This is a genomic window from Streptomyces sp. NPDC050806, assembly GCF_055586425.1.
Genome location: NZ_JBVJIF010000002.1, coordinates 746120 through 771716 on the forward strand (window position 1 = coordinate 746120; position 25597 = coordinate 771716).

The 25597-nt window shown below is 70.8% G+C and carries 26 protein-coding genes; 4 read left to right on the plus strand and 22 right to left on the minus strand.

Features of this window, described 5'->3' with window-relative positions; translation table 11 throughout:
• Positions 1-51: 51 nt before the first annotated feature.
• The 9 genes from ACZ6WH_RS08810 to ACZ6WH_RS08850 form a co-directional block, all read right to left on the minus strand.
• The gene (locus ACZ6WH_RS08810; protein ID WP_469727044.1) at positions 52-1329 is read right to left on the minus strand and encodes a cytochrome P450; all 1278 of its coding nucleotides are present in this window, start codon (positions 1327-1329) and stop codon (positions 52-54) included.
• A gap of 30 nt (positions 1330-1359) precedes the next feature.
• Positions 1360-2709, minus strand: a complete 1350-nt coding sequence (locus tag ACZ6WH_RS08815) for an aminotransferase family protein (protein ID WP_469727046.1) — start codon at positions 2707-2709, stop codon at positions 1360-1362.
• A complete protein-coding gene (locus ACZ6WH_RS08820) occupies positions 2706-3212 on the minus strand; it encodes a pyridoxamine 5'-phosphate oxidase family protein (protein WP_469727048.1) in 507 nt (168 codons plus the stop codon). The genes ACZ6WH_RS08815 and ACZ6WH_RS08820 overlap by 4 nt, the downstream gene beginning before the upstream one ends.
• On the minus strand, positions 3206-4420 hold the full coding sequence (locus tag ACZ6WH_RS08825; RefSeq protein ID WP_469727050.1) for an aminotransferase-like domain-containing protein: 1215 nt from the start codon (positions 4418-4420) through the stop codon (positions 3206-3208). The genes ACZ6WH_RS08820 and ACZ6WH_RS08825 overlap by 7 nt, the downstream gene beginning before the upstream one ends.
• On the minus strand, positions 4417-5481 hold the full coding sequence (locus tag ACZ6WH_RS08830; protein ID WP_469727052.1) for an LLM class flavin-dependent oxidoreductase: 1065 nt from the start codon (positions 5479-5481) through the stop codon (positions 4417-4419). The genes ACZ6WH_RS08825 and ACZ6WH_RS08830 overlap by 4 nt, the downstream gene beginning before the upstream one ends.
• Positions 5482-5529: 48 nt before the next feature.
• The gene (locus ACZ6WH_RS08835) at positions 5530-6240 is read right to left on the minus strand and encodes a class II aldolase/adducin family protein (protein WP_469727053.1); all 711 of its coding nucleotides are present in this window, start codon (positions 6238-6240) and stop codon (positions 5530-5532) included.
• A 50-nt stretch (positions 6241-6290) separates the two neighbouring features.
• Complete coding sequence (locus ACZ6WH_RS08840; protein ID WP_469727055.1) at positions 6291-7631, minus strand: formylglycine-generating enzyme family protein; 1341 nt, start codon at positions 7629-7631, stop codon at positions 6291-6293.
• A gap of 260 nt (positions 7632-7891) precedes the next feature.
• Positions 7892-8392, minus strand: coding sequence for a tellurite resistance TerB family protein (locus ACZ6WH_RS08845; protein ID WP_432851316.1), 501 nt, complete (start codon positions 8390-8392; stop codon positions 7892-7894).
• Positions 8393-9194: 802 nt separating this feature from the next.
• Positions 9195-9551 (minus strand): winged helix-turn-helix transcriptional regulator, encoded by a 357-nt coding sequence (locus tag ACZ6WH_RS08850; RefSeq protein ID WP_469727057.1) that lies wholly within the window; start codon positions 9549-9551, stop codon positions 9195-9197.
• A gap of 208 nt (positions 9552-9759) precedes the next feature.
• On the opposite strand from ACZ6WH_RS08850, the gene ACZ6WH_RS08855 reads away from it, so the two are divergent.
• The gene (locus ACZ6WH_RS08855; RefSeq protein WP_469727059.1) at positions 9760-10356 is read left to right on the plus strand and encodes a carboxymuconolactone decarboxylase family protein; all 597 of its coding nucleotides are present in this window, start codon (positions 9760-9762) and stop codon (positions 10354-10356) included.
• A 58-nt stretch (positions 10357-10414) separates the two neighbouring features.
• Here ACZ6WH_RS08855 and ACZ6WH_RS08860 read toward each other — a convergent pair whose 3' ends face one another.
• The 12 genes from ACZ6WH_RS08860 to ACZ6WH_RS08915 form a co-directional block, all read right to left on the minus strand.
• A complete protein-coding gene (locus ACZ6WH_RS08860; RefSeq protein WP_469727061.1) occupies positions 10415-11251 on the minus strand; it encodes a TrmH family RNA methyltransferase in 837 nt (278 codons plus the stop codon).
• Positions 11252-11476: 225 nt separating this feature from the next.
• Positions 11477-11767, minus strand: coding sequence for a heavy-metal-associated domain-containing protein (locus ACZ6WH_RS08865; RefSeq protein ID WP_469727063.1), 291 nt, complete (start codon positions 11765-11767; stop codon positions 11477-11479).
• 135 nt (positions 11768-11902) lie between these two features.
• Entirely contained in the window at positions 11903-13108 is a 1206-nt protein-coding gene (locus tag ACZ6WH_RS08870) for a cytochrome P450 (RefSeq protein WP_469727065.1), read from the minus strand.
• 71 nt (positions 13109-13179) lie between these two features.
• A complete protein-coding gene (locus ACZ6WH_RS08875; RefSeq protein WP_469727067.1) occupies positions 13180-13536 on the minus strand; it encodes a toxin-antitoxin system HicB family antitoxin in 357 nt (118 codons plus the stop codon).
• A gap of 204 nt (positions 13537-13740) precedes the next feature.
• Positions 13741-14406 (minus strand): potassium-transporting ATPase subunit C, encoded by a 666-nt coding sequence (locus tag ACZ6WH_RS08880; RefSeq protein WP_469727068.1) that lies wholly within the window; start codon positions 14404-14406, stop codon positions 13741-13743.
• 5 nt (positions 14407-14411) lie between these two features.
• Complete coding sequence (kdpB, locus tag ACZ6WH_RS08885; protein ID WP_469727216.1) at positions 14412-16520, minus strand: potassium-transporting ATPase subunit KdpB; 2109 nt, start codon at positions 16518-16520, stop codon at positions 14412-14414.
• 92 nt (positions 16521-16612) lie between these two features.
• Positions 16613-18277 (minus strand): potassium-transporting ATPase subunit KdpA, encoded by a 1665-nt coding sequence (kdpA, locus tag ACZ6WH_RS08890; protein ID WP_469727070.1) that lies wholly within the window; start codon positions 18275-18277, stop codon positions 16613-16615.
• A gap of 8 nt (positions 18278-18285) precedes the next feature.
• Positions 18286-18375: a K(+)-transporting ATPase subunit F gene (gene kdpF, locus ACZ6WH_RS08895; protein ID WP_018533641.1), complete on the minus strand. Its 90-nt coding sequence runs from the start codon at positions 18373-18375 to the stop codon at positions 18286-18288.
• 352 nt (positions 18376-18727) lie between these two features.
• Complete coding sequence (gene lysA / locus ACZ6WH_RS08900) at positions 18728-20083, minus strand: diaminopimelate decarboxylase (RefSeq protein ID WP_469727072.1); 1356 nt, start codon at positions 20081-20083, stop codon at positions 18728-18730.
• The gene (locus ACZ6WH_RS08905; RefSeq protein ID WP_469727073.1) at positions 20080-20454 is read right to left on the minus strand and encodes an SAV_915 family protein; all 375 of its coding nucleotides are present in this window, start codon (positions 20452-20454) and stop codon (positions 20080-20082) included. Before ACZ6WH_RS08905 ends, lysA begins: the two co-directional genes overlap by 4 nt.
• A gap of 387 nt (positions 20455-20841) precedes the next feature.
• Positions 20842-21021: a hypothetical protein gene (locus tag ACZ6WH_RS08910; RefSeq protein WP_469727075.1), complete on the minus strand. Its 180-nt coding sequence runs from the start codon at positions 21019-21021 to the stop codon at positions 20842-20844.
• Positions 21022-21240: 219 nt separating this feature from the next.
• Complete coding sequence (locus ACZ6WH_RS08915) at positions 21241-21765, minus strand: SRPBCC family protein (RefSeq protein ID WP_469727076.1); 525 nt, start codon at positions 21763-21765, stop codon at positions 21241-21243.
• A gap of 185 nt (positions 21766-21950) precedes the next feature.
• Between ACZ6WH_RS08915 and ACZ6WH_RS08920 the strand changes: the two genes are divergently transcribed.
• Both ACZ6WH_RS08920 and ACZ6WH_RS08925 read left to right on the plus strand, forming a co-directional pair.
• Positions 21951-22403 (plus strand): lamin tail domain-containing protein, encoded by a 453-nt coding sequence (locus ACZ6WH_RS08920; protein ID WP_432851296.1) that lies wholly within the window; start codon positions 21951-21953, stop codon positions 22401-22403.
• A 189-nt stretch (positions 22404-22592) separates the two neighbouring features.
• On the plus strand, positions 22593-22994 hold the full coding sequence (locus tag ACZ6WH_RS08925) for a hypothetical protein (RefSeq protein ID WP_432851294.1): 402 nt from the start codon (positions 22593-22595) through the stop codon (positions 22992-22994).
• 171 nt (positions 22995-23165) lie between these two features.
• On the opposite strand, the gene ACZ6WH_RS08930 is transcribed toward ACZ6WH_RS08925, so the two are convergent.
• Complete coding sequence (locus tag ACZ6WH_RS08930) at positions 23166-24665, minus strand: aminotransferase-like domain-containing protein (RefSeq protein WP_469727078.1); 1500 nt, start codon at positions 24663-24665, stop codon at positions 23166-23168.
• A 73-nt stretch (positions 24666-24738) separates the two neighbouring features.
• Here ACZ6WH_RS08930 and ACZ6WH_RS08935 point away from each other — a divergent pair, with 73 nt between their 5' ends.
• A complete protein-coding gene (locus tag ACZ6WH_RS08935; RefSeq protein ID WP_469727218.1) occupies positions 24739-25560 on the plus strand; it encodes a DMT family transporter in 822 nt (273 codons plus the stop codon).
• The last annotated feature ends 37 nt before the right edge of the window (positions 25561-25597 follow it).

The following is a 25597-nucleotide window of genomic DNA, read 5'->3' on the forward strand; positions in this document are numbered from 1 at the left end:
CGGGCCGGCCCATGTGGGTGCCGGCCCGCCCGACTGACTTCAACCACACTCTCACCGTTGTGGCGGGTCGGACGGGCGGCCATGGTCCGTGGTCCGACGCGTGTGAGCCGCGGTGGCCCAGGTGACCGGAATCGCGTCGTATCCGGTGAGCAGGCGGTCGGGCTTCCACCTGAGTTCGTCCTGGGGGACGGCGAGCCGGAGCGAGGGGAAGCGCCGGAAGAGGGCGGGCAGGATGATACGGAGCATCAGCCGGGATATGGGGGCGCCCAAGCAGCGGTGTACGCCGTAGCCGAAGGTCAGGTGGGCCGGGTCGGGCCGGCGCCGGAGGTCAAGGGCGTCCGGGTCGCGGAAGTGCCGTTCGTCGTGGTTGGCGGAGGGAATGGCCGCGAGGACCGTACTGCCCGCGGGGACAGGGCATCCGGCGATGGTGACGTCTTCCTTTGTCGTACGCAGCAGGCTGGACTCGACGGCGTTGGTGAACCGGAGGAGTTCTTCCAGGGCGGCGTCGGTGGCCTCGGGGCGGGCAACGAGGTGAGCGATCTGGGACGGGTGGCCGAGCAGCGCCACCACGCACAGCCCCAGCTGGTAGACGACGGTGTGAAGTCCACCGATGAGCAAGAACATCGCGAAGGCTTCGAGTTCGAACTCGTTGATCTTGTGTTCCTCGAAACAGCGATGGGAGAGGAAGGTCAGGACATCGTCACCCGGGTCGTTGCGCCGTGCGGCGATGACGGACTTGAGACGGGCGTGCAGCGCGTCGCGGGTGGCGTCGACTTCTTCCTGGGAGTGACCGGCCAGATCGGAGAGGATGCCGGTCCACTCCAGCAGGCGGTCACGGTCGGTGTAGGGAATCCCGAGGTAGTCCAGCAGCACGGTCGCGGGCAGGTGACGGCAGAGCGCCTCCATGAGGTCGACGGGGGGCTCGTGGCCGGCCAGCCGGTCGAGATGGTCGTGGGTCGCCTGCTCGATCTTCGGGCGAAGTCGCGCCACGCGGGAGTCGCTGAAGGCCGAGGAGATCAGCCGCCGTAGCCGGGTGTGCTCGGGCCGGTCCATGTTGGCGAGGTTGGACAGCAGGAGGTGTTCCGCGATGCCGATGTCGCCCAGCTTGAGGCCCGCGAGTTCGGCGGAGCGGGAGAAGCGGGGATCGGTCAGAACGAAGCGGGCATCCTCGTAGCGGGTGGCGAAGTAGGCGATGTCGCCACTGGGCATGGCCACCCGTACCACGGGTTCCTCGGCGCGGAACCGGGCGTAGGCACAGGGCGGCCGGGTGGCCGGGCTGCGGGGGAACGGGAAGCGGTGGATGACGTCGTTGGTCGTGTGGTCCGGCATGGTCTCTCCGTTCGGCCGGGAACGATGCGATCAGTGCGGTTCCCCGTCGGGGGTGAGCCGGGCGAGGACCGTGTGCAGCGCGTCGGCGGCCTCGTCGGCCTCCTGGTGTGTCATGACAAGCGGCGGGGCGAGGGTCAACGCGTAAGGGCCGCCGCGGACGAGCACACCGGTGCGGTCGCGTACCGCGTCGGCAACGGCGTAGGCGCCGTGTGGCAGGGGCCGCCGGTCCGTCTTGTCGGCGACCAGCTCGATGCCCAGCATCAGCCCGGTCCTCCGGACCTCGCCCACGACATCCAGCTCCTCCAGCGGACGCAGCGCGTCGGCCAGGTGGACCCCCACGTCGTCGGCCGCCCCCAGCAGCTTTTCGCCTTCGATGAGGTCGAGGTTGGACAGGGCCACCGCGCAGCCGACCGGGTGCCCGTTGTAGGTGTGACCGACAGGGAAGCCCGTGCCCTCGCCCAGTACCTCGGCGATCGCCCCGCTCGTGAGGACCGCGCCCAGCGGGAAGTAGCCGGAGGTCAGACCCTTGGAGGTGACGATGATGTCCGCCTGGGCCCCCAAGCGCGTACCGGCGAACCATTCCCCCAGGCGGCCGAAAGCGGTGACGACCTCGTCGAGGATGAGCAGGATGCCGTGCCGGTGCAGGACTTCGGTCACCCGCGGCCAGTAGTCCTCCGGAGGCGCCACCATGCCGGCCAGGGCCATCACCGGCTCGCCGACCATGGCGGCGATGCGGTGCGCTCCGATGCGGTCGATCGCAGTCTCCAGCTCCCTGACGCACGCGTCGGTGAGGGCGGAGGGGCTGTCGAGTCCGCTTCGGTAGGGGTAGGGCGCGGTCAGGTGGTGCACGTGCGGCAGCATGGGGCCGAAGCCCTCCGCGAAGGCAGGGAAGCCCGAGACGCTGCCGCTCCCGTACCCCGCCCCGTGATAGGCACTCTGACGGGAGAGGAACCAGGTGCGGTCCGGTTCACCGCGGCGATGGTGGACGTAGCGCGCCATGCGCAGTGCGGCCTCGATGCCTTCCGAACCGCCCGTGGTGAAGAAGGCGTGGTCGATGCCGGGCGGGGCCAGGCCGGCCAGCCGCGCGGCCAGTTCGATGGTGCGGTCGCACCCGAAGTCCCAGAAGTTGGTGGAGTACTCAAGTCGTGCCATCTGGTCGTGGGCCGCCTGCGCGAGCTCGGGCCGCCCGTGTCCGACCTGGCACAGCCACATGCCGGCGGTCGCATCGAGGTAGGTCCGGCCGGAGGCGTCGCGCAGCCGGCAGCCCTGCCCCTCGGTCATCACCACCCGGCTGTCGACCGCAGCGGGCAGGAAGGGGTGGATGAGGTGGGCGCGGTCGGTGGCCGGCAGGTCGGAAAGGCCGGGGGTGTCGCCAGTCATCGTGCTCCTCGTAGGACGGATTCGGAGGCGGGTCGGAAGGACAGGTCACCGATGCGCAGGACGTCGGGCACCAACCGCGCCCACCGGTTCGGGGACGCCGTGGCCCCGGCGTCCGGACGGAATCTGATGTCCCAGTCCTCTTCCTGGTCGCCGAGGTAGCGGCGCAGTTTGCGTCGTCCGCGGTCGGCGTCGAAGGCGGTCACCGTGCCGTGCCCGTATGCGGTGACCTGGCGCACTCGGCCGGTGGCCAGGTCGCAGCTGTCCACGACGAGGGAGAACCGTGGGTCCGCGGTGAGCTGTCGTTCCAGGCGGGCCCAGCTGCCCGTGATGACCCAGAAGATCTCGTCCTCCCACAGGAACCACACCGGGCGGACGACGGGCCCGTCCGCGCCCTGTGTGGCCAGGTGGGCCACCCGCGGCGCGGCGAGGAATTCCGCCAGGTCGAAGGGGAGCTTCGGCAGGGGACCAAATCCCGTGTCGCCGCGCCGCACTGTCGTCAGCATGGTTTCCTCCCGGCCAGCCGCAGGTACGCCTGGTGCAGTCGGCCGGCCGCTTCGGGCAACGAGGCCAGCGGTGCACAGGAGTAGGAGAGCCGTAGTGCCGAGCGGTCCGCCGAGCCGGAGAAGAAGGCAGCTCCGGGAATGAAGGAAACCTTCTCGGCGAGCGCCTCGGTCAGCAGTGCCTCGGCGTCGAGGTGCGACGGCAGATGCGCCCACAGAAAGAAGCCGCCGTCGGGCGGCTCGTAGCTCAGCGCACCCTCGAACACCCGCAGCGCGTCCATGAGGACGTCGCGGCGCTCCTGGTAGACGGCGCGGGCCCGCTCCACCTGTTCCCGCAGTAGTCCCGGCTCTCGCAGCAGAGCGAGCGCCACGTATTGGAGCAGAGCGGAGTTGCCCAGGTCGGCCGCCTGCTTGACGGTATGGAGAACCTGGGCGAGTTCCCGCGGTGCGGTCACGTGGCCCAGGCGGGCCGCGGGGAAGAGCACCTTGGAGAAGGACCCCAGGGCGATGACCCGGTCGGACAGGGCGGCGAGCGGTGGCCGGGGGACGGTCGAGGTGAAGTACAGCTCGCTGTACGGGGTGTCCTCGATGATCAGGAAGCCGTACCGCTCGGCGAGATCGCACAGCGCAGTGCGCTGCTTGATGCTGAGCGTGCGACCGGTGGGGTTGGCGAAGTCCGGCACCGTGTAGACGGCCTTGACCGGCCGGTGACGCAGCAGGTCGGTGAGGCGTTCCAGATCCGGGTCCTCGGCAATCGGGACGGCGCGCACCTCGGCGCCGTACAACCGCAGTACCTGCAGAGCGCCCACGTAGCTGGGGCGGTCCACGACCACCGTGTCACCGGGGTCGATGAGCGCCTTGCAGACCAGATCGAGGCCCTGCTGCGCACCATGGCTGATGATGACCTGCTGCGCCGTCGTGCTGCGCCCGGTCCTGTCCTGATGGTGTCCGGCCAGCATGTCCCGGAGTTCGGGCAGGCCTGAGGTGTCGCCGTACTGCAGAGGGTCGACAGACGCGTGGGCGAGGCCCGCGACGACCCGGGCGACCGCTGCCGTGGACAGCGTCTCGGGGGCCGGGCTGCCGGCGGCCAGCGGAATGATGCCGGGGCCCTCGGCCAGGCGCAGCACCTCGCCGATGGCGGAGGCCGCCAGACCGCCGGTGCGGGCGGCCAGCAGGCTGCGGAAACCCCGCGTGGTCCGCCGGCCGTTCACCGCAGGTCCCCGACCTTGGGAAGGACCTCATTGCCGAGCAGCAGCAGGGAACGCATCGCCTCCTCGTGGGTGGCGTCGCCGAACCGCAGGTGCAGGCTGGGTTCGGCGTCGGGGTAGAGCTCGGCGATCCGGCGCAGCCCCTCCACGGCATCGCCCGCGTCCCCGACGATGGCGGTTCCCGCGTCGATCATGTCGGCGAGCCGGGTGCCGCGGGCGGCGGCCTCCATCTTCTCGTACCCCGGATAAGCGGCCGAGCCGATCCCGCGCCAGGTGGCGTACGCGTCGAGTTGCTTGCGCTGGTAGTCCGCGAAGTGCCGCTCCGCGGCCTCCCGCGCCAGTACCCGGTCCCCGGCCAGACAGGCGTGCAGGCTGAGGTGCAGCCGGGCCGGGGTGGTGTGCCCTGCGCCGGCCCGTGCCTCTCGGTAGAGATCCAGCAGGGTGGTCAGCCGGTCGTGTCCGACGACGCCCGGGATGATCATCAGATGGTGGCCGCGCTCTCCGGCCCAGACGAAGGTCTCGGCGGAGACCGTGGCGGCGATGAACACCGGCGGGTGCGGCTGCTGGGCGGGCCGGGGCAGCAGCGCGGGCAGCGGTCCGAATCGGTGGAAGGTGCCCTCCCAGCGGAACTCCTTCTCGGTCCACAGTCGCTGCACCGCCGTGACGCCCTCACAGAGCCGTTGGCGGCTCTCGTCCATCGCGATGCCGAAGGCGGCGAACTCCGTGGGCAGGAACGCGCGTCCGAAGCCCGCGTCCAGGCGCCCTCCGGACAGATTGTCCAGGACGGACAGGGATGCGGCGAGCTTGACGGGGTGGGTGAAGGCGGGCACGACCGCCCCGGTGACCAGCCGCACATGACGGGTACGCGCGGCCGCCGCGGAGAGGAACGCGATGGGGTCGGGGCTGTAGCCGCCCCAGGCGTGCCAGTAGTGCTCGACCATCTTGATGTGCGACAGGCCCAGGGTGTCCGCCGCTTCACACAGGCGCAGACACTCGGCGTAGAAGCGGTCGGCCGGCACCTCGCCGGGGGCTACGGTGGGCAGGATGTTCAGCCCGATCCTCATTGCTGCGCGCTCCTCTTCCGTCAGCGTTTCCCTCGGGGCCCGTGCGGCTCAGAGGCGCGTACATGTGGTCGCGTAGAGGTTCCGGAACTGCGCGTTCGCGTACTCGACTTTGGACAGCATCCGCGCGGTCGCACGGGCGATGTCGTCGGGTATCACATACGGCTCGCCCGCGCCCTCGGCCAGCAGCTGCGCCTCGGCGGCACGTTCCATCACCACATGGAGCCAGGCCGCTTCGGCGACGGTGCGTCCCCCGGTGAGGAAACCGTGATTGCGCAGGATGACGGCCATCCGGTCACCGAGCACCGTGGCGATCTGCTTGCCCTCCGTCCGGTCGGTGACCGGACCGCCGAACTCTGCGTACAGCGCGTGCCGTTCGAAGAGCGCGCAGGAGTCCTGGGTGATCGGCGCGAGCGGCCTGCCGAGGGCCGACCACGCCTTGCCGAGCGGCGAGTGGGTGTGGGTAAAGGCCGCCAGGTCGGGGCGGGCGCGGTGCAGTTCCCCGTGGAGCGGGTCGACGGAGGGGTTCAGCTCCCCATGCCCGTCGACCACCTCGCCGTCGGGGCCGATCAGCAGCAGGTCGTCCACGCGTAACCGGCGGAAGTCCACCCCCAGTGGGTTGACCCAGTAGCAGTCGTCCCGTTGGGGGTCCCGGGCACTCATGTACCCTGCCAGGCCGTGCCCGTAGCCCAGGGCACCGAGCAGGTGGATCGCGTCCACCAGCTGCTGCCGGCAGGTGTCCCGAGCGTCATAAGTGCTCATCGTCGTGCTCCTCCCTTGCCGCCCGCCCCGCGGGCGGCCGTGGTGGAAAGTCAGGGAGCGTCGTAGACGCAGCGGAAACCGACCTCGTTGTGCCGGTCGGTGAGCAGGTCCTTGCCGCGGTAGTACGTGGTGAGGCAGATCGGCGGTGATGTCCATGTGCCGCCACGCAGGACATGGAACGCCTCGGGCCGGTTCATGAACTCCGGGCTCCGGCGGCCCTTGAAAAACGGGTTGAGGTCCTGGTGGGTGAAGAAGTTGGTCCGGGTCAGCTCCCACACGTTGCCGGCCATGTGCAGCGCGCCGTACGGGCTTGCGCCCTCCGGCATCGAGTCCGCGGGGACGACAGGGGCGGACGGCCTGGTGAGGGAGGTGCTCACCAGGAGCTTCTCCAGCTCCGCGAGATCCTTCAGCTCGTCGACGCCATAAGCGGACAGCACGCAGTGGGCCCTGTCCCTGTCCCACTCGTTCCCCCACGGGTAGCGCCGTCCATCGACGCCACGCGCCGCCTTCTCCCATTCGTCCTCCGACGGCAACCGCCCTCCGGCCCAGCGTGCGAACGCCCAGGCGTCGTACCAGTCGATGCCGGTCACCGGGAGCGCGGGGGCGTTGAAGCGCCGGTCCCGCCAGTGGGCCGGCGTGTGGTCCTTGCCTTCCGGAGCGTCCGGGTGGGCATACGCACCGGAGTCGCCCACCTCCGCGAGAAAGCGCGCATAGCGTTCGTTGGTCACCGCGGTGCGATCGATGAAGAAGGCCGGGAGGGTGACGACCCGTGGCGGGTTGTCGGTGTCGTCCATGCGGAAGGGGCCGATGTCCCCCGCCTCGGAGCCGGCGATGAACGGGCCGCCCGGCACCAGCACGGCATCGGCGAGGTCGGGCGATCGCCGCCGGGACTCCACCTCTTCGCGTACCGGCCGGAACATCTCGTCCTCCAGCCGCCGCAGTTCTTCGGGGTTCCGCGAGCCGAAGATGTCCCACAGGGCCCGCTTGGTGAACGCCGCGCCGCAACCTACGGGTTTACGTGCGTGACCCGGGCGGCTGAAGTTGCTCGGCCAGCCGGAGATCCGTATCAGGTCGCGGGCGGCCTCCGTGATGCGATGGGCGCCGACCACCTTGATCGCCGTGAACGCGACCCAGTCGACATCGTCATGCGTTGCCGCGCACAGTGCCGCCCTGGCAGCAGGATCGTCGGCGAACCGGGCGGCCAAGGCCTCCACGCTCAGCCGGCGGACGTTCCAGTCGCCGTGGTCGGTACACCAGGAGCACAGTTGGGCAACGGTGGCGTCCGCGGCGGGCAGGGCCGCCATTTCCTGTTCGAGCAACCGAAGACGCTCGGCGTACTCGCCGTCGCCCAGTGTCCGCAATGCCTTTTCGTCAACGAGATCATCAATCACGTCCGCGGCCTACCTTCTCCGATCGCCGGGCGGCGCCTTTTCGTGGGGTTCGCAGACCCCACCGCTCCTGTAATGCCGTACTGTGCGCGGCGCTGCGACGGTGTGCCGCAGGCCCTTGTCGGAGAGCCTGGAGCACACCGCGCTCACAGGGTGAGTTCTCACCACTTGGTTGCCGATTCGCCGGCCTCACGAGAGGCGAGGAATTCCTCAGCGGTCATGGATGAGTCACCTCCTCCCGGCGTATCCGTAGAATTTCCGACTCAGAACGGACGGTTCTTGGGGTCGGGGTAGGCGACCCGGAACAGCTCGCCGACGTTCCGGCGGATCTTGGTGTAGATGTCCTGGAGCTTTTCGACGTCCTCGGTCGGAATGGAGAGCTCGTGCGCGACTTCGTTGATCTTCGCGAGCTCGCGCGGGTGCAGGAGGCCGTCGGCGGAACACGCGCGGATGGCGTCGAAGACCAGTGCCCGTGCGGACGCGTGAACGTCAGGATCCCGGCTGAGCAGGGTCTGGATGTCATCCGTCGCCGGGTAGTTGCGCAGTTCCTCGATCAGGGAAGGCTGGCCGCCCATGCCTGCGATGAGGCCGAGGACGAAGTCGCGTTCCTCGTCCTTCAGCTCTCCGTCGGCGTTGGCCATGACCAGCAGCGCCTTCGCGTACACCTCGAAATTCGACGGCGTAGGCGCCTTGTCGAACCCCCAGAATTCTCGGAACAAGAATCCCAGTCGGAGTTCGTCGTAGGACTTTGTGGTTGCCGGCACGTCGCACCTCCTTTGTCGGGTAGCAGCATGTGCTGTGACGCGGTTCGGCACGCTAGCAAGCGCTTTGAAAGCAGGGAAGGTTTCTTGTGTTCGAAACTGTGCGTTATCGGCCACTCATCTAATTCTTTTGAAGTCGTCGGCCTCCGGCTTAATGCGTATCTGTACGTCAGGCGGCGGACTGGCCGTGCGCCAGAATCGGAGATACCTCTTCCGTTACTATCCAGGTGACTTGACGCGAGCTGCCTTGATTCTCTTCGTCCGGACCGGGGATCTGCTTGCATAAGTCGGATCCGCACTCATCGCGACGCACTGTCGTGTAAGTGTTCGCAGCAACAATCAGCCCTGAACCCCGGGTCCGCTCTCTCGTCCCCGGGGCATCGATTGCCCCGTCCCACGTCGATGGCCTTGTTGGCACTGTGTCCGGCTGGGCGCACCGATAGTTGATGGACGATCCTGCGGACGCCGAGTCAACGCCGCTCGTTCCGAACGCGTCGTGTCTGCAGATGACCGAGATGGACTCCCACTCCGGCCCGAGGACGCACGCGGCCGGCGAGCGCGGTTTCCGGTGCCCAGGGGCGATCCGCACCCTGTTCCGGGCGGACGGTTTGGTCTGCACGTTGCCGAGGCGGGTCTTGACCGTGCCCACCGTGACGGACAGCTCGGCGGCGATCTCCGCGTTGATCGGACCCCAGGTCCGCGTACCGGCCTGCCGGCCGCCAACTCCTCAGCACACTCGTCGAATACGGGGATCACTGGCTCTCGGCTGTGTGCATCGCCCCGGTCCGCGAACGCCGCGCGCCTCTCACTCCGTGTCATCGAGTGCGGTGTCGAGTTCGGCGGCCCAGCGTTCCGCCCACCGGTGCAGGCCCTGCAACTCTTGGCAGGCGTCCGCGCCGAGGTTGCTGAGGCGGTAGCCGCCCTCGGTGTCACGTTCCACGAGGCGGGCCTCCTGCAGTTCGGTGAGGCGCTGCCGCAGCACGCTGGACGACATGCTGCCGCACTGTTGCTGAAGGGCCCGGAAGCCGACGGAGCCGTTCCGCAGTTCCCACATGACCCGTAGGGTCCACCGCCGTCCGAACAGGTCGAGCGCGGCCATCACCGGACGGCCCGTGGTGGAGCCGCGGACGGGCCGTCCCGGCATTCCGGCAGTCATCGTCATGTCCCTTCTCCGCTGCGCACATCTCCGCTGCGCACATCTCCGCTGCGCACATCTCCGCTGCGCACGTCGTCCCCGCGGAACCCCCGCCCGCATCCGACCGGCCGGCGCTTCGATCGACTGGTGATTCGATCCACTGGTGCTTCGATTTCAGACACGCTACCTTGGCCACGGTGCTTCGAAATTCGAAGCACCGTGGAGGGGAGGGCGAATGGCCGAGAGGATTCCGCCGCTCGAGGCCCCGTTCCCGGCGGAGGCCGAAGCGGTGTTGCGCCGCATGATGCCGACCGGTGAGCAGCCGATCGCGCTGTTCCGCACATTCGCGCACAACGTGCCGATGGCCGAGGCGATCCACGCGTGGGGGTCCTACGCACTCAGCCGGCGGCTGTCCGTCGGCCTGCGCGACCGGGAGATCGTCATCGACCGCACCTGCGCGCTGTGCGGCTGCGAGTACGAGTGGGGAGTACACGTCGCACGGTTCGCCGACCGCGTGGCGCTGACCGCGTCGCAGGTCAGCTCGCTGACGCACGGATCGAGCGCGGATCCCTGCTGGGATCGTGAACGTGACCGCCTGCTCCTCGACCTCGCCGACGCACTGCACCAGCACCACGACATCGACGACGCGCTGTGGTCCCGCCTGGCGGCCGAGTTCCCGCAGGAGCAACTCCTGGACCTGCTGATGCTGTGCGGCTGGTACCACGCCATCAGCTACACGGCCCGCGCCGTCAGGCTCTCCCCGGAACCCGGCGCACCCCGCTTCCACGATGTCCCCGCTCCGCACGCACCGGCGCGCGCCGAGCGGCAGTAGTCGCGGAGAAATGGGTTCTGGCACAGATCTTGGGGAGGGGCCGCGGAGGGCGGTTACGTCAGGCCCGGTGTCGCGCGGCGGCGATTCGTTGGCGGTGTGCCTCGTACAGGACGGTCGTGGCGGCGTTGGCGGCGTTGAGGGAGCTCGCTGATCCGGTCATCGGTATGCGGACCGTGTGGTCGCACAGGTCCCGCCACGCCTTGCTCAGCCCGGACGTCTCGTTGCCGACCAGCAGCAGCGCCGGCTGGGTGAAGTCGAAGTCGAAGACATCGCGGTCCCCCTTCTCGTCCGTGCCGACCAGGACGATCGGCTCACCCGCGGCCCGCCGCGCGTCGACCCAGGGCAGCACCGTCCTGGGCGAAGGTACGCGCACGGCCGGCACGGAGAAGAGGGAACCCGTGCTGGCACGCACGGACTTGGGGTCGTACACGTCTGCGGCATGCCCCGACACGATGAGCCCGTGCGCCCCGAAGGCATCTGCGGACCGGATGATGCTGCCGATGTTCCCCGGGCTCGTCGGGCGGTCGAACATGACTCCCAGGAAACTGCCTTCTCCTCTGAACCGGCTGAGATCGTCGGCGGGCATTCCGACGACGGCGACCATCTCCGGGGCGCTCCCGCTCTTCTCCCCGAGGTCCGCCAACAGGTCGGGCGCCATGGCTATGTGCTCGGCGTCCACCCGTCGCAGCAGCTCCTTCGCCCACAGCGACAACGGCCGCTCTGCGTCGTGGATAAGCGCCCTGATGGGCCAGTCGAACCGCACTGCCAAGGAGATCGGACGCACGCCCTGGACGAGGAACTCACCTGCCCTGGCACGCTTGTTCCGATTGCTGAGCAGTGACTCCCATTGCTGGAAGCGAGCGTTGCGTGCAGTGATCCGCTGGAGCGTCGGCACATGCCCTCCGGGGGGAGCCGTTGTGAACGCCGTCATCGACGAGGTGCTCCGAGCTTACGGAACCGGTACCGGTGTTCGGTCGCCAGTACGACCTTCAGCTCCCGAGCGGCTCCGAGCAAGGGAGATGTCAACCGGAGTGCGAAGCAGCAGGGTTGAGCCGCCGGGCCCGACGGCAGCGGTCGGGCCCGGCGTTGAGGGGCCGGGCCCCGTGGCGGCGGCCGGCGGTCAGGCGGCGCGGCCGGTCAGCTCGTAGCCGGCCTCGTCGACGACCTCCGCGATCTTCGCGTCGTCGAGTTCCCGGTCGGCAGCCACGCTCGCCGTGCCGGCGTCGACGTCGACCTCGACGCTCAGTACGCCGTCGACCTCGCCGATCGCCTTGGTGAGCGTCGACTTGCAGTGGCCGCAGGTCATTCCGGCGATCGCGTACACCGTGGTCCGGCTGTCGGCGACGGCGGTCGCCGTGCTCTTCGCGCCGTCGGTCTGGCAGCTGCCGTCGGGCGTACAGCAGTTGGACATGGTTCCTCCTGGCGAGGTTGCTGAATTTCTGCGCGAAGGTACCCCTGGGGGGTACCTGTCGCATCTGAATGTATACCCCCAGGGGGTACATGTCGCAACCGCGGGCCGGCGTGCGCGAGGGGCTGCCGCGAGGGGTTACTCCGTGTCCCAGGTGACGGGCAGGCTGTGGACCCCGTAGATGTTCGCTTCGGGGCGCAGCGGTACCTCCTCCGGCGGGACGGCGAGGCGGAGCGTCGGGAAGCGGGCGAAGAGCGCCGGGAAGGCGACGCGCATCTCGACGCGGGCCAGTTGCTGGCCGAGGCACTGGTGGATGCCATGGCCGAACGCGAGGTGCCCGGTGGCCTTGCGATGCAGGTCAAGTGTGTCGGGGTCGGTAAACCGCGCCGGGTCCCGATTGGCCGCCTGTACCGACACCACGACCGACTCGCCGGCCCGGATCAACCGGCCGTCCAGCTCCACGTCCTCCAGGGCCGTGCGCACGCCGGTGTGGGTGATGCTCAGATAGCGCAGCAGCTCCTCGACGGCCTGGTCGACGAGTTCGGGATCGGCACGGAGGGCGGCCGCCTGCTCGGGGTGGCTGAGCAGCGCGAAGGTGCCGAGCGCCAGCATGTTGGCGGTGGTGTCGAGTCCGGCCGCCAGCAGGAAGCCGCCCAGTCCGGCCAGTTCCTCGTCGGTCAGGTTCGTGGTGGTCAGATCGCTGAGCAGGTCGTCGGTCGGCCGGGCGCGCTTGGCCACCACCAGCTCGCCGATCAGCTCCTGCAGTGCGGACAGGGCCGCGAGCTGCTCCTCCAGGGAGGCGTCGGTACGGGATATCCCGGCGGCCTGGCGCTTGAAGTGGTCCCGCTCGGCCGCCGGTACGCCCAGCAGCTCGCAGATCATGAGGGCGGGCACGGGATGCGCGTACGCCGTCACCAGGTCCACCGACGGTCCCTGGCGTTCCATCGCGTCCAGGTGCTCGGCGGCGATCTGCTCGACGCGCTCGGTGAGCGCCCGCATCCGGCGGACCGTGAACTTGCCCATCAGCAGCCGCCGGTAGCGGGTGTGGTGAGGCGGATCGATCCCGGTCATGTCGCCGACCGGGGCCGGGCCCATCGTCACCTCGCCGTCGTACGGGGTCGGGGAGTGCATCAGGTCGTACCGCGAGCTGAACCGCGGGTCGCCGAGTACCGCGCGGACCGCCGCGTGTCCGGTGGCCAGCCAGCCCAGGTGGCCGTCCGGGAAGCGCATCCGGTGCAGCGGCCGTTCCTCGCGCAGCCGTCCCAGGTCGTCGGGCGGGTCGAAGGGGCAGCCCGCGGGGCGGGAAGTCGGCAGTCCGGGAACCGGTGAGAGAGCCTCGGGCATGAGGAATGGCCTCCATCGGGAGTTGGTGTCTCGTCTGTTGGGTGGTGAGCAGGCAGATCGGTGGAGCGGTCCTAGCGGACCCAGCCGGTGTAGTCCTGCGGACCGCGGCGGCCGCGCCCGGCGGGGTGGTCGCGCGCTCCCGGCTCCAGGGCCGCCGCGGTGGCCCGCACCAGCCAGGTGTTGACCGACAGTCCCTCGCGCGCGGCGGCCTCCTCGGCCCGGGTCTTGAGGTGGGCCGGCAGGCGGAAGTTGATGCGGGCCGTGCCGCCCGCCTCGTCCTCCGCCGGGCCGGGGCGTACGTCCACCGAGCCCGCCGCCGGGTCGCGGGTGGCCTCGGCCATGGCGTCGGACAGCGCGTGGAGCAGGGTGAGCCGGACGGCCGATTCCAGTTCGCGACGGAGGTGGTCGACGTAGGGAGTGAGGTCCACGACGCCAATATGGCACCACTATGGCGCTATTGCAAGCTTCTGTGGTGTCATGGCGAATTCCCGGCAGGGGTGGGCTCGGGGTGGGAGTGTAGGGGGAGGCGTGGTGTGCGGACGTCCTATGGGAGGGCAGCGCGAAGGCCGGGTGGTGCCATCATGGCGCCACCCGGCCTCATCCTGCTGCGCCGGCACTCGCCGGCACTCGCCTCAGTTTCCCGACAGTTCCCTCAGCGCGATGTTGAGCTGGAGGACGTTGACCCGCGGTTCGCCCATGAAGCCGGCGACGCGGCCCTCGGTGTGGTCCTCGACCAGCTTCGTCACCCGTGCGACGGGCAGGTGATTGCGTTCCGCGACGCGGTGGACCTGCAGTGCGGCGTACGCGGGGGAGATGTCCGGGTCCAGGCCCGAGCCGGAGGAGGTGACCGCGTCGGGCGGCACCTGCGACGGCTTCACCCGGTAACCGTTCACGCTGTTGTCCTTGACGACCGCGGCCTTGGCGGCCTCGACCTCGGCGATCAGCTCGGGGCTGTCGGCCGCCCGGTTGGTCGCGCCGGAGACCAGCAGCTTGTACTGGGTGTTGAGGGTGTTGGTGCCCAGGCCGTCGGAGGGCCGCGGCTGGAACCAGCGCAGGTCCGGTTCCGGCGTCTGCCGGCCCTTCTTCGGCGGCAGGTCGTAGCGCTGGCCTATCAGCGAGGAGCCCACCACCTTGCCGTCGTACGACACCTCCGAGCCGTTGGCCTTGTCGTGGAAGAGGCCCTGGGCGATGCCGGTCACCGCGAGCGGGTAGAGCACGCCGCACACGACGGTCAGGGCCAGCAGGGCGCGCAGGCCCGCGGCGAACAGCCGGGCGGTGTTCTTCACGGAGTTGTTCACGGCGGTCACCCGATGCCAGGAATGAGGGAGAGGAGCAGGTCGATGAGTTTGATGCCGAGGAAGGGGGCGATGAGGCCGCCGAGGCCGTAGATCCCCAGGTTGCGGCGGAGCATCCGGTCCGCGCTGCTCGGGCGGTAGCGCACGCCCTTCAGCGCGAGCGGCACCAGCGCGACGATGATCAGTGCGTTGAAGATCACCGCGGAGAGGATCGCCGAGTCGGGCGAGGAGAGCCGCATGATGTTGAGCTTGTCCAGGCCCGGATAGACCGCGGCGAAGAGCGCCGGGATGATCGCGAAGTACTTGGCGACGTCGTTGGCGATGGAGAACGTCGTCAGCGCGCCCCGGGTGATGAGGAGTTGCTTGCCGATCTCGACGATCTCGATGAGCTTCGTCGGGTTGGAGTCGAGGTCGACCATGTTCCCGGCCTCCTTGGCGGCCGAGGTGCCGGTGTTCATGGCCACGCCCACGTCCGCCTGGGCCAGGGCCGGGGCGTCGTTGGTGCCGTCGCCGGTCATCGCGACGAGCTTGCCGCCGGCCTGCTCGCGCTTGATCAGCGCCATCTTGTCCTCGGGGGTGGCCTCGGCGAGGAAGTCGTCGACGCCGGCCTCGTCCGCGATGGCCTTGGCGGTGAGCGGGTTGTCGCCGGTGATCATGACGGTCTTGATGCCCATGCGCCGCAGCTCGGTGAAGCGTTCCCGCATGCCCTCCTTGACCACGTCCTTGAGGTGGATGACGCCCAGGACGCGGGCGCCTTCGGTGTCCTCGACGGCCACCAGCAGCGGCGTACCGCCCGCCTCGGAGATCGCCCGGACGAGGTCGTCGGCGTCCTCCGCCACGGTGCCGCCGCGCTCCCGTACCCACTCCAGGACCGAGCCGGACGCGCCCTTGCGGACCTTGCGGCCGTCCACGTCCACGCCCGACATCCGGGTCTGGGCCGTGAAGGCGATCCACTCCGCGCCGGCCAGCTGTCCCTGGTGCCGCTCGCGCAGCCCGTACTTCTCCTTGGCCAGGACCACCACGGAGCGGCCCTCGGGGGTCTCGTCGGCCAGCGAGGAGAGCTGGGCGGCGTCGGCGACTTCGGCGGCGGTGGTTCCGTGTACGGGAACGAACTCGGCGGCCTGCCGGTTCCCCAGCGTGATGGTGCCGGTCTTGTCCAGCAGCAGCGTCGAGACGTCGCCGGCGGCCTCGACCGCACGGCCTGACATCGCCAGGACGTTGCGCTGGACCAGGCGGTCCATGCCGGCGATGCCGATCGCCGAGAGCAGCGCCCCGATCGTGGTGGGGATCAGACAGACCAGCAGTGCGGTCAGCACGATGAGCGAGGTCTGCCTGTCGGCCCCCGCGTAGACCGCGAAGGGCTTCAGTGTGACGACGGCGAGCAGGAAGACGACGGTCAGCGAGGCGAGCAGGATGTTCAGCGCGATCTCGTTGGGCGTCTTCTGCCGCGCCGCGCCCTCGACCAGGTTGATCATGCGGTCGATGAACGTCTCGCCGGGCTTGGTCGTGATCGTGACGACGATGCGGTCGGACAGCACTTTCGTACCGCCGGTGACCGCGGACCGGTCACCGCCCGACTCCCGGATGACCGGGGCCGACTCGCCGGTGATGGCGGACTCGTCGACGGAGGCGACGCCTTCGACGACATCGCCGTCACCGGGGATGATGTCGCCCGCCTCGCACACCACCCGGTCGCCGACGCGCAGCTCGGTGCCGGGTACGTGCTCCTCCGTGGCGCCGGTGAGGCGGCGGGCGACCGTGTCGGTCTTGGCCTTGCGGAGGGTGTCGGCCTGCGCCTTGCCGCGGCCCTCGGCCACGGCTTCGGCGAGGTTGGCGAAGAGGACGGTGAGCCAGAGCCAGGCGGTGATCGTCCAGCCGAACCAGTCGCCGGGGTGCGCGAGGGCCAGTGCCGTGGTGAGCACCGAGCCGATCAGCACGACGAACATGACCGGGGACTTGATCATCACGCGCGGGTGCAGCTTGCGGACGGCGTCGGGCAGCGACTTCGCCAGTTGGGCCGGGTCGAAGAGGCCGGTGCCGACCCGGCCGCCCGCGGTGGGTTCGTGGTCCGTCGGCCGGTCGCTGTGGGGTGCCCGGGGCGGGGTTGCTGTGGTCATTTCGTCCTGCTTCTTCGTCCCTTGCTGCTGCGGGTCGGTCGCCTGCTGGTCAGCGGCGCCGTGCGGGCCGGCGGTGGGCCGGGTGTCGGTGTTCATGTCGCCAGCCCTTCGGCGAGCGGGCCCAGCGCGAGGGCCGGGAAGTAGGTCAGGCCGGTGATGATCAGGATGGCGCCGACCAGCAGGCCGCTGAAGAGCGGCTTCTCCGTGCGCAGGGTGCCCGATGTCTCCGGTACGGGCTGCTGCTCGGCGAGCGAGCCGGCGAGCGCCAGCACGAACACCATGGGCAGGAACCGGCCGAGGAGCATCGCGAGCCCGATGGTGGTGTTGAACCACGGGGTGTCGGCGCTGAGACCGGCGAAGGCCGAGCCGTTGTTGTTGGCGCCGGAGGTGTACGCGTAGAGGACCTCCGAGAAGCCGTGTGCGCCCGAGTTGAGCATCGAGTGCGGCGGAGTCGGCAGCGCCATGGCCGCAGCCGTGAAGCACAGCACGAGGGCCGGGGTGATGAGGATGTAGCAGGCGGCCAGCTTGATCTGGCGCGTGCCGATCTTCTTGCCCAGGTACTCGGGCGTCCGGCCGACCATCAGGCCCGCGAGGAACACCGCGATGACGGCCATGATCAGCATGCCGTAGAGGCCGGAGCCGACGCCGCCGGGCGCGATCTCGCCCAGTTGCATGCCCAGCATCGTGATGCCGCCGCCGAAGCCGGTCAGCGAGGAGTGGAAGGCGTCCACCGCGCCGGTCGAGGTGAGCGTGGTGGCCACCGCGAAGATCGAGGAGCCGCCGATGCCGAACCGGGTCTCCTTGCCCTCCATCGCACCGCCGGCCGCCTGGAGCGCCGGGCCGCCGTGGTGGAACTCCGTCCACATCATCAGCGCCGTGAAGCCCACCCAGATGGTGACCATCGTGGCCAGGATCGCGTACCCCTGCCGGAGTGAGCCGACCATCCGGCCGAAGGCCCGGGTGATGGCGAAGGGGATGAGCAGGATCAGGAAGACCTCGAAGAGGTTGGTGAACCCGTTGGGGTTCTCGAAGGGGTGGGCGCTGTTGGCGTTGGCGAGGCCGCCGCCATTGGTGCCCAGCTCCTTGATGACCTCCTGGGAGGCGTAGGCGCCGCCCTGCCACTGCTGGCTTCCGCCCATGAACTGGCCCACGGAGTGGATGGAGGCGAAGTTCTGGATCGCGCCGCAGGCCACGAGGATCAGCGCGCCGAGCACCGAGAGGGGCAGCAGGATGCGGACCGTGCCGCGGACCAGGTCGGCCCAGAAGTTGCCCAGTTCGCCGGTGCGGGACCGGGCGAAGCCGCGTACGAGGGCGACCGCGACGGCCATGCCGACGGCGGCGGAGACGAAGTTCTGCACCGCCAGGCCGCCCGTCTGCACGACGTGGCCCATGGCCTGTTCGCCCGCGTAGGACTGCCAGTTGGTGTTCGCCACGAAGGAGGCGGCGGTGTTGAACGCCTGATCCGGGTCGATGGAAGCGAAGCCCAGCGAGCCGGGCAGTACGCCCTGGAGCCGCTGCAGCAGGTAGAGGAAGAGGACGCCGGCGGCCGAGAAGGCCAGCACTCCGCGCAGATAAGAAGGCCAGCGCATCTCGGTGTCCGGATGCGCGCCGATGGCCTTGTAGATCCAGCGCTCCACCCGGAGGTGGCGCGGCGAGGAGTAGACCCGGGCCATGTAGTCGCCGAGGGGGCGGTATGCGAGCGCGAGCGCGGTGATGAGCGCCAGCAGCTGGAGCACACCGGCAAGTACGGGGCTCATGTCGTGCTTCAGAACCTCTCGGGGTAGATCAGTGCGAGGACGAGATAGCCCAGCAGGGCGACGGCCACGACCAGGCCGACGATGTTTTCGGCGGTCACAGCTTTGCGACCCCCTTGGCGACGAGGGCCACCAGCGCGAAGACCGCGAGCGTGGTGACGACGAAGGCCACGTCGGCCATCGAGAGCTCCTGAATGAGAGGGGAACTGAACGGACGGTTAGAGCAAACCGCCCTTTCGAGCCACCGTGGCCGCCGTTGACGGCTCCCTTACGGCGGCGTACGCGCCCTTGATGGATCCCATACGCACACCGCGTTGAGCTGGGAAAAGATCGCCGAAGGCCCGCACCGGGGAGGTGGTGCGGGCCTTCAGGGACGGCGGTGTGGCCGCCCTTCGAGGACGAGCGGCGGCTGCCCTTCGGGGGGCGAGAAGCGCGGCCCCCGGGGGAGGCGGGCTAGCGGCCGACGTCGCGGCTGCTGAGGTCGTCCAGGGTCTCGCGGCGTACGAGAAGGCGCGTCGCGCCGTCCCTCACGGCGGCCACCGGCGGGCGGCCGACGAGGTTGTAGGCGGAGGCCATGGACAGGTGGTACGCGCCGGCGGCCGGTACGGCCAGCAGGTCGCCGGGCCGGACGTCGCCGGGCAGTGGCACGCCGGCCGCGAGGACGTCACCGGCCTCGCAGTGCCGGCCGACCACGGTCATCGGGGCGGGCTCGGCGTACGAGCGCCGTCCTACGAGGCGCGGCGCGTAGCGCACCCCGTAGAGCGCGGGCCGCGGGTTGTCGCTCATCCCGCCGTCCACGGCCACGAAGGTGTGCGCCTCGGTGCGCTTGACCGCGAGCACCCGGTACAGCGCTACGCCCGAGGGGCCGGCGACGGCCCGGCCCGGTTCGATGACGAGCCGGGGCACGGTGAGTCCGGCCGTCGCACAGCTCTCGATCAGCTCGGCGCGTACCTTCCTGGCGAGCGCGGGGACGTCCAGCGCGGGCTCGCCCGGCCGGTAGGCGATGCCGTGCCCGCCGCCGAGGTCCAGCTCGGGTGGCACCATCCCGTGGGTGTCGCGGATGCGGGCCATCAGCCCCACCATCCGGCGCACCGCGGCGAGATAGGGCTTGGCGCTGGTGATCTGTGAACCCAAGTGGCAGTGCAGCCCGGCCAGTTCGAGGTCGGGCTGGGCGAGGACCCGGGCGACGGCGTGCTGCGCGCTGCCGTCCGCGACCGACAGGCCGAACTTCTGGTCGGCGGTACCGGTACGGATCTTCTCGTGAGCCCCCGCGGCGATGCCGGGCACCACCCGGACCATGACGCGCACGCGGGCCCCCGCGGCGCCGGCGGCGGCCGCGAGGCGGGCGATCTCGGAGGGGCTGTCGATGACGATGCGGCCCACGCCGAGCCGGAGCGCGGCCTCCAGGTCGTGCGGGCTCTTGGCGTTTCCGTGCAGCAGGATGCGCTCGGGCGGCACGCCCGCCGCGACGGCCAGCTCCAGCTCGCCCGCCGAGCAGACGTCCAGCCCGAGCCCTTCCTCGGCCACCCAGCGCGCCATGGCCCGGCACAGGAACGCCTTGGCCGCGTACCGGATGTCGGCGTCGGGGAAGGCGCGCACGTACGTGCGGCAGCGGGACCGTACCTCGTCCTCGTCGAGGAGGTAGAGCGGCGTACCGAAGCGCTCGGCGGCCCCGGCGAGCGGCACGCCGCCCACAGCCAGGTCACCGGTGGGCAGGGGAACGGTGGAGGCGGGCCAGACGGACAGTTCGGCGGGACCGGCGGGCGCGCTCGCCACGGGTGCGGCGGGCGGCGGACCAACGGTGGTCATGCGGCGCGCCCCCGGAGGAGGTAGGGGACCGCCGGCGCGGCGGTGCGGTCCGGTGCGGGGGAGCGGTGCGGCCTCGCGGCGTGGGGGTTCGGGGCCGCGAAGCGGGGATCGACGGTGACGCGGTCGACGCCCAGCGGGGCGACGAGGGCGCGCAGCGCGGGCTCGGCCAGCCGGATCCACGCGACGCCGGGGCCGAGCGCTCCCAGGAGCCGGTCGGCGGAGGTGAAGCCGACGGCGGTACGGCAGCCGAGGGGCGTGCGGCACAGGCGGGCCGCGTACCCCATGGGTCCCGGCCGGACCGGCACGTACAGCGGTCCGGCCGGGTCGTGTTCGTAGGGTTCGGGGTCTTCGGTGAACAAGGTGTCCGGCATGACGTTCTCCCAGGTGGTGCGGGGGTGAAGGCAGCGGCCCCGGTTCGGTGAGGGCGAGCCGGGGCCGCTGCCGACGGTATGCCCGGGGCAACGGCCGGCCCGGTGGTCCATGACGGGACGCTGATGGTGAACGGGACGCTTCTGACGGAATGCTGACGCGTTCTGGCGGATGCCTGAGCGTGAGTGACCGTTCGGGCGTCACCGTGTACTCCGGATATCACCACCTCGGTGGTGCGGCGTCAGCGGGCCGTCGAGGCAGGCCCGTTGGTGTGTCCGCAGGTCATCAAGGGGGCGACCGCCTCCGACGGCCGCGGACACTCGTGGCGGCGGCAGGCCGCGCGCACTCCGGAGGACGTGTTCGGCTGCGTTCCGGCCTCCGAGAGCGGATCACCTCTCGCGGTGCCGCTCCGCGTCCCGGTCCGAGCGCTCGCCCGTCGCCTGCGACGGCGTGGCGCGTGGCATGTCGCGGCCGCGTCCGGAGTCCGCCGGCCGTCCGTGCTCCGGCTTCGGGCGCTCGCCCTCGGCCTGCGAGGGCGTCGGTTCGTACCTCGGGTCTGCGTCGCGCATGTGCGCCTCCCGGTCTTACCGGTCGTCGCTCCGGCACGGATGCCGGAGCGATCATCGAATACCCGGTGGCATGGGGTGCAAACCAGAGCAAATAGCTGGCCAGTGCACGGAAGTCGCTCCGGCCGGGCGCTCCGGCGGTTCGCTCCGGCGGTGTGCGGAGGCGGCGCGGCACCTGAGGAACGGCGCGGGCGGGTGCCGGTCGTACGGGCGTCGTACGGCCTACGCCTCCGCGAGCGCCTTGACGCCCTCCAGGGTCGCCGCCATGCCCGTACGAAGCTCCGCGAGGCGCGCCTCGATCAGCTGCTCCTCACGGTCGGGCATACGGGCAATGGCCGCGCTGAGCCCGGAGGCGCCGGGGCCTACGTGCACGGAGTGCCGCAGCAGGACGCCCCGAGGTGCGGGCTCCAGGGTGAAGCGCCATGTGGCGAGTGCCTGCCCGGGGTCCGTCACGGGTGTGCCGAACCGGCCTGCGGTGTCCAGTACCGCCCAGCCGAACTCGCGCCCGGCGGTGACCGTGACGAGCTGCGAGACGGTCCGCCACGCGCCGATCTTCGGGTGCCGGTTGTGTCCGGCGAACCGCGCACCCACCACGGGTGCGGTGGCGCCGTCCAGCCACTCCACCCGCTGGAGTTCGGGGCTCAGCCGGGCGGGCAGGCCGATGTCGCTGACCAGTTCCCAGACCCGTGGCGGCGCGGCCGCGACCGGTATCTCGCACGCGGTCGTCGGGCCGTCGGCGTAACGCATCGTGTGTCCTCGTCTCCTCGGTCGTGCGGAAAGTATGGGCCGCCGTGCGGAAGGCGCGGAGCGAGGGCACAGGTTTCATCACCTTCACACATTTCACGGAAAAAACGCTGAATGTTCGACTAGTTCGATAATCTGAGCGCCTGCTGAGTCCTTCCGGGACTCGGCCCGACATCTGAGGATGCGCGTTGCTCCGTACACGTACGCTCGCCGCCGCGGTGACCGCCGCCGCGTGCGCCGGGATCCTTGCCCTGCCCGCCCAGGCCCAGGCGGCCGGCTCGGTCCAGCTGTACAAGATCTATTACGACAGCCCGGGCAAGGACACCCGCTCCAACTCCAGCCTGAACGCCGAATACGTGCAGATACGCAACACCACCGGCCGGAGCGTGAGCCTGAAGGGCTGGACGCTGGTGGACGCCTCGCGGCACAAGTACACCTTCGGGACGTACACGCTCGGCTCCGGCAAGACCGTGACCGTGCGCACCGGCAAGGGCGGCAACACCCAGGCCACCCGCTACCAGGGCCGGGCCGCCTACGTCTGGAACAACGACAAGGACACCGCGACGCTGCGCACGTCCGCGGGCCGGGTCCAGGACACCTGCTCGTACAACTCCACGCGGTACGACTACAAGATGTGCTGAGCCGGGCCCGGCGGGGCCGTCCGCCGGGCGCCGAAGCGGCGTGCCCGGCGGACGGCGGCGCTACGGGGCACGCCGCCGCGCGGCCCCGAGAGGCCGCCGCGAGCGTTGCGGGACGCCTCCGGGCGCGTGATGATGGCTGCCTGGAGCGACAGCGCCGGACGCGGCGCGTCGGTCACAAGGGAGCGAGCCATGACCGAACCCGGTGACCTGCGGCAGACGTACGCATTCAGCTGCACCGGATGCGGACATGCCTGGAAGCAGACCTACGACATCGTGATCGTCAGCGATGCCGAGGGCCGCCGCTCCCAGACGTACCGCATCGAGGGGCGCACGGTGCGCTCCCCGCTCACCTCACCCGTCTGCCCGCACTGCGACAGCGGGCGGGTGCACGCGGTGCCGGTGGGGCTGGCCGAACGGGCCCTGGCGGCGGAGACCGCGGCGCGGTCCCGTCCCGAACGCCAGGAGCGCACACCGCACATGCCGCACGGACCCCATTGGCACCTGCGGCGCCGCTCGGGGCGGCCGAACGCACAGGATCCCGCGCGCGTGCAGGACCGTACGGACACGAAGGACGAGCCACCGGCGCTGTGAGGGACGCGCAGGGCTGCCCCTTCGGGTGCGCCGAGCCGAGCCCTCCGTATGCGGCGGGACGCGCCCTACGGGTACGCGGAGCCTCTGGTCCCTACGGATGCGCGGGACCTCTTGTCCCTACGGGCGCGCCGGCCCGGCCTCCCACGGTTGCGTTCGCCGCCCCCCGGGCAGTCAGCGGCTGTGTGCGGCCTCCGCCCCCGAGGGCGGCTGTTCCGTCGGGAGTGCGCCGGTCTCGGCGAGGGCCCGGTGGAGGCGGTGCACGCCGTCCTCCAGTTGCGCCGTGCCGGGAGCGCTGACGTAGCTCAGCCGTAGGTGCGGGGCGGGCGCCTCGGCGCTGAAGTACGGGCCGCCCGCGGTGATCGAGACGCCACGGCGAAGGGCGGCCGCGACGACGGCCTGCTCGTCGGTGCCGTCCGGCAGCCGCAGCCACAGGTGGTACCCGCCGCGTGGCGGCCGCTGCGGGAGGAGCGCGGGCAGCGCGCCGCCCAACGCGGTGAGCAGGGCGGTACGTCGGTCGCGCAGGGCACCGGCGAGCACCCGCAGATGGCGGGACCAGGCGGGCGAGCCGACCAGTTCGAGGGCGGTCTCCTGAAGCGGCCGCGGGACGAAGAAGCTGTCGGTGACCTGGACGGCGCGCAGCCGCTCCAGGGCCGGGCCGCGTGCGGTCAGCGCCCCGATCCGCAGGCTGGGGGAGGCCACCTTGGTCAGCGAGCGCACATGGACGACGACGCCGTCCGGGTCGTCTGCGGCCAGCGGGAGTGGCAGCGGCGGGGAGTCGGCGTGCGCCAGGCGGCGGGCGAAGTCGTCCTCCAGTACGAACGCGCCCGCCGACCGGGCGATGTCGAGCACTTCGGTGCGCCGTTGCGGGGACAGGGCGGCGCCGGTGGGGTTCTGGAACAGCGGCTGGCAGACGAACAGCCGGGCCCGGGTGGCCGCGAAGGCCTCGGCGAGCAGGTCGGTGCGTACGCCGTCGGCGTCGACCGGTACCGGGACGGGCCGCAGCCCGGCGGCGCGGGCGACGGCGAGCATGCCGGGATAGGTGGGGGATTCGACCAGGACGGGGGAGCCGGGGGCGGCCAGCGCCCGCAGGGCGGTGGTGAGCGCGCCCTGCCCGCCGCCCGCGATCAGGACGTCCGAGGCGTCGAGCGGGCCGTTCGGGCCGCCGATGTCGCGGGCGAACCACTGCCGCAGTTCGGCCAGCCCCTCCACCGGGGGCCGCGACCAGGTGCCGGGCCTGCGGCCGGCCCGGGCGAGCGCGGCGGCCAGGGCCCGCTCCGGCTGGAGTGCCGTGTGCAGATAGCCGCCGTTGAGGTCGACGACCTCGGGCGGCGGGGTGTTGAGGGTGGCCAGGATCGCGGCGGGATCGGTGCCGTGCGGGCCCGTGAGGGGCGCGTGCGGGGGATCGGCGCTCAGGGCCACCTCCTGCCAGGAGACGTCGCCCAGGGCGCCCGCGGCGCGGCGGGCGGTGGCCTTGAAGACGCCGGCGCCGGGCCGGGAGGTGACGACGCCTTCGGCGACGAGCGTGGCGATCGCCCGGGAGACCGTGACGGGGCTGACCCGGTGGAGCGTGACCAGGTCCCGGCTCGACGGGAGCTTCGCCCCTTCTGAGTAGCGGTCCAGCTCTTTACGCAAAGTCGCCGCTAGCTGGGCCACACTGCTACTGTCTTTCATGACAGTACAGAATAGCGCTACTCCATCTCTTGCGATATCGGTCCGCAGCGGTACTCTCCTCGCCGCGCTCGGCGTGGTGTCCTTCTCCTTCAGCCTCCCCGCCACGGCGTGGGCCCTGGACGGCTTCGGCCCGTGGACGGCGACCGGCGTACGCGGTCTGCTGGCGGGCCTGCTGGCCGCGGCCTGCCTCCTGGCGGCCCGGGTGCCGGTGCCCGGGCGGCAGCACTGGCCCGGCCTGCTCACGGTGGCCGCCGGCTGCGCCGTCGGCTTCCCCCTGCTGAGCACGCTGGCCCTCCAGACGTCCACCACCGCGCACTCGGCCGTCGTCATCGGCATGCTGCCGCTTGCCACCGCAGCCGTCTCGACCGTCCTGACCGGCCGGCGCCCCTCGCGCCTCTTCTGGGCCGCCGCCGGCCTCGGCGCGCTCACCGTGGCCGCCTTCACCCTCCAGCAGAGCCACGGCCTGCCGACCCTCGGTGACGGGTACCTCTTCGCCGCCGTACTGGTGTGTGCCGCCGGGTACGCGCAGGGCGGGCGGCTCGCGTCCCACATGCCCGGCTGGCAGGTCATCGCCTGGGGCGTCGTCGTCGCGCTACCGGTGTCCGCCCTGGTCACCGTCTTCGCCCTGCCCGTGGAGCCGGTGCATCCGACGGACCGGGCGGTCGTCGGCATGGCCTACATCGCCGCCGTGTCCCAGTTCGGCGGCTTCGTCATGTGGTACCGCGGCATGGCGGCCATCGGGGTGCCCAAGGCGAGTCAGCTCCAGCTCGCCCAGCCCCTGCTCACCCTCGTGTGGTCGGTCCTGCTCATGGGCGAACAGCCCTCGCCGCTGGCGCCGGTCGCGGCCCTGATCGTCCTCGGCTGCATCGCGGCGACCCAGCGCGCCCGCGGTTGACCCGTCCCGGTGGCCCGCCTCGGCGCGTCCGTAAGGC

Coding starts and splice junctions, on each gene's coding strand:
- ACZ6WH_RS08830 (WP_469727052.1), bottom strand. CDS start 5,481: ATGAGGATCGGGCTGAACATCCTGCCCACCGTAGCCCCCGGCGAGGTG.
- ACZ6WH_RS08870 (WP_469727065.1), bottom strand. CDS start 13,108: ATGCCCGAGGCTCTCTCACCGGTTCCCGGACTGCCGACTTCCCGCCCC.
- ACZ6WH_RS08850 (WP_469727057.1), bottom strand. CDS start 9,551: ATGACGATGACTGCCGGAATGCCGGGACGGCCCGTCCGCGGCTCCACC.
- ACZ6WH_RS08905 (WP_469727073.1), bottom strand. CDS start 20,454: ATGCCGGACACCTTGTTCACCGAAGACCCCGAACCCTACGAACACGAC.
- lysA (WP_469727072.1), bottom strand. CDS start 20,083: ATGACCACCGTTGGTCCGCCGCCCGCCGCACCCGTGGCGAGCGCGCCC.
- ACZ6WH_RS08810 (WP_469727044.1), bottom strand. CDS start 1,329: ATGCCGGACCACACGACCAACGACGTCATCCACCGCTTCCCGTTCCCC.
- kdpB (WP_469727216.1), bottom strand. CDS start 16,520: ATGACCACAGCAACCCCGCCCCGGGCACCCCACAGCGACCGGCCGACG.
- ACZ6WH_RS08820 (WP_469727048.1), bottom strand. CDS start 3,212: ATGCTGACGACAGTGCGGCGCGGCGACACGGGATTTGGTCCCCTGCCG.
- ACZ6WH_RS08815 (WP_469727046.1), bottom strand. CDS start 2,709: ATGACTGGCGACACCCCCGGCCTTTCCGACCTGCCGGCCACCGACCGC.
- ACZ6WH_RS08855 (WP_469727059.1), top strand. CDS start 9,760: ATGGCCGAGAGGATTCCGCCGCTCGAGGCCCCGTTCCCGGCGGAGGCC.
- kdpA (WP_469727070.1), bottom strand. CDS start 18,277: ATGAGCCCCGTACTTGCCGGTGTGCTCCAGCTGCTGGCGCTCATCACC.
- ACZ6WH_RS08835 (WP_469727053.1), bottom strand. CDS start 6,240: ATGAGCACTTATGACGCTCGGGACACCTGCCGGCAGCAGCTGGTGGAC.
- ACZ6WH_RS08865 (WP_469727063.1), bottom strand. CDS start 11,767: ATGTCCAACTGCTGTACGCCCGACGGCAGCTGCCAGACCGACGGCGCG.
- ACZ6WH_RS08930 (WP_469727078.1), bottom strand. CDS start 24,665: ATGAAAGACAGTAGCAGTGTGGCCCAGCTAGCGGCGACTTTGCGTAAA.
- ACZ6WH_RS08925 (WP_432851294.1), top strand. CDS start 22,593: ATGACCGAACCCGGTGACCTGCGGCAGACGTACGCATTCAGCTGCACC.
- ACZ6WH_RS08910 (WP_469727075.1), bottom strand. CDS start 21,021: ATGCGCGACGCAGACCCGAGGTACGAACCGACGCCCTCGCAGGCCGAG.
- ACZ6WH_RS08915 (WP_469727076.1), bottom strand. CDS start 21,765: ATGCGTTACGCCGACGGCCCGACGACCGCGTGCGAGATACCGGTCGCG.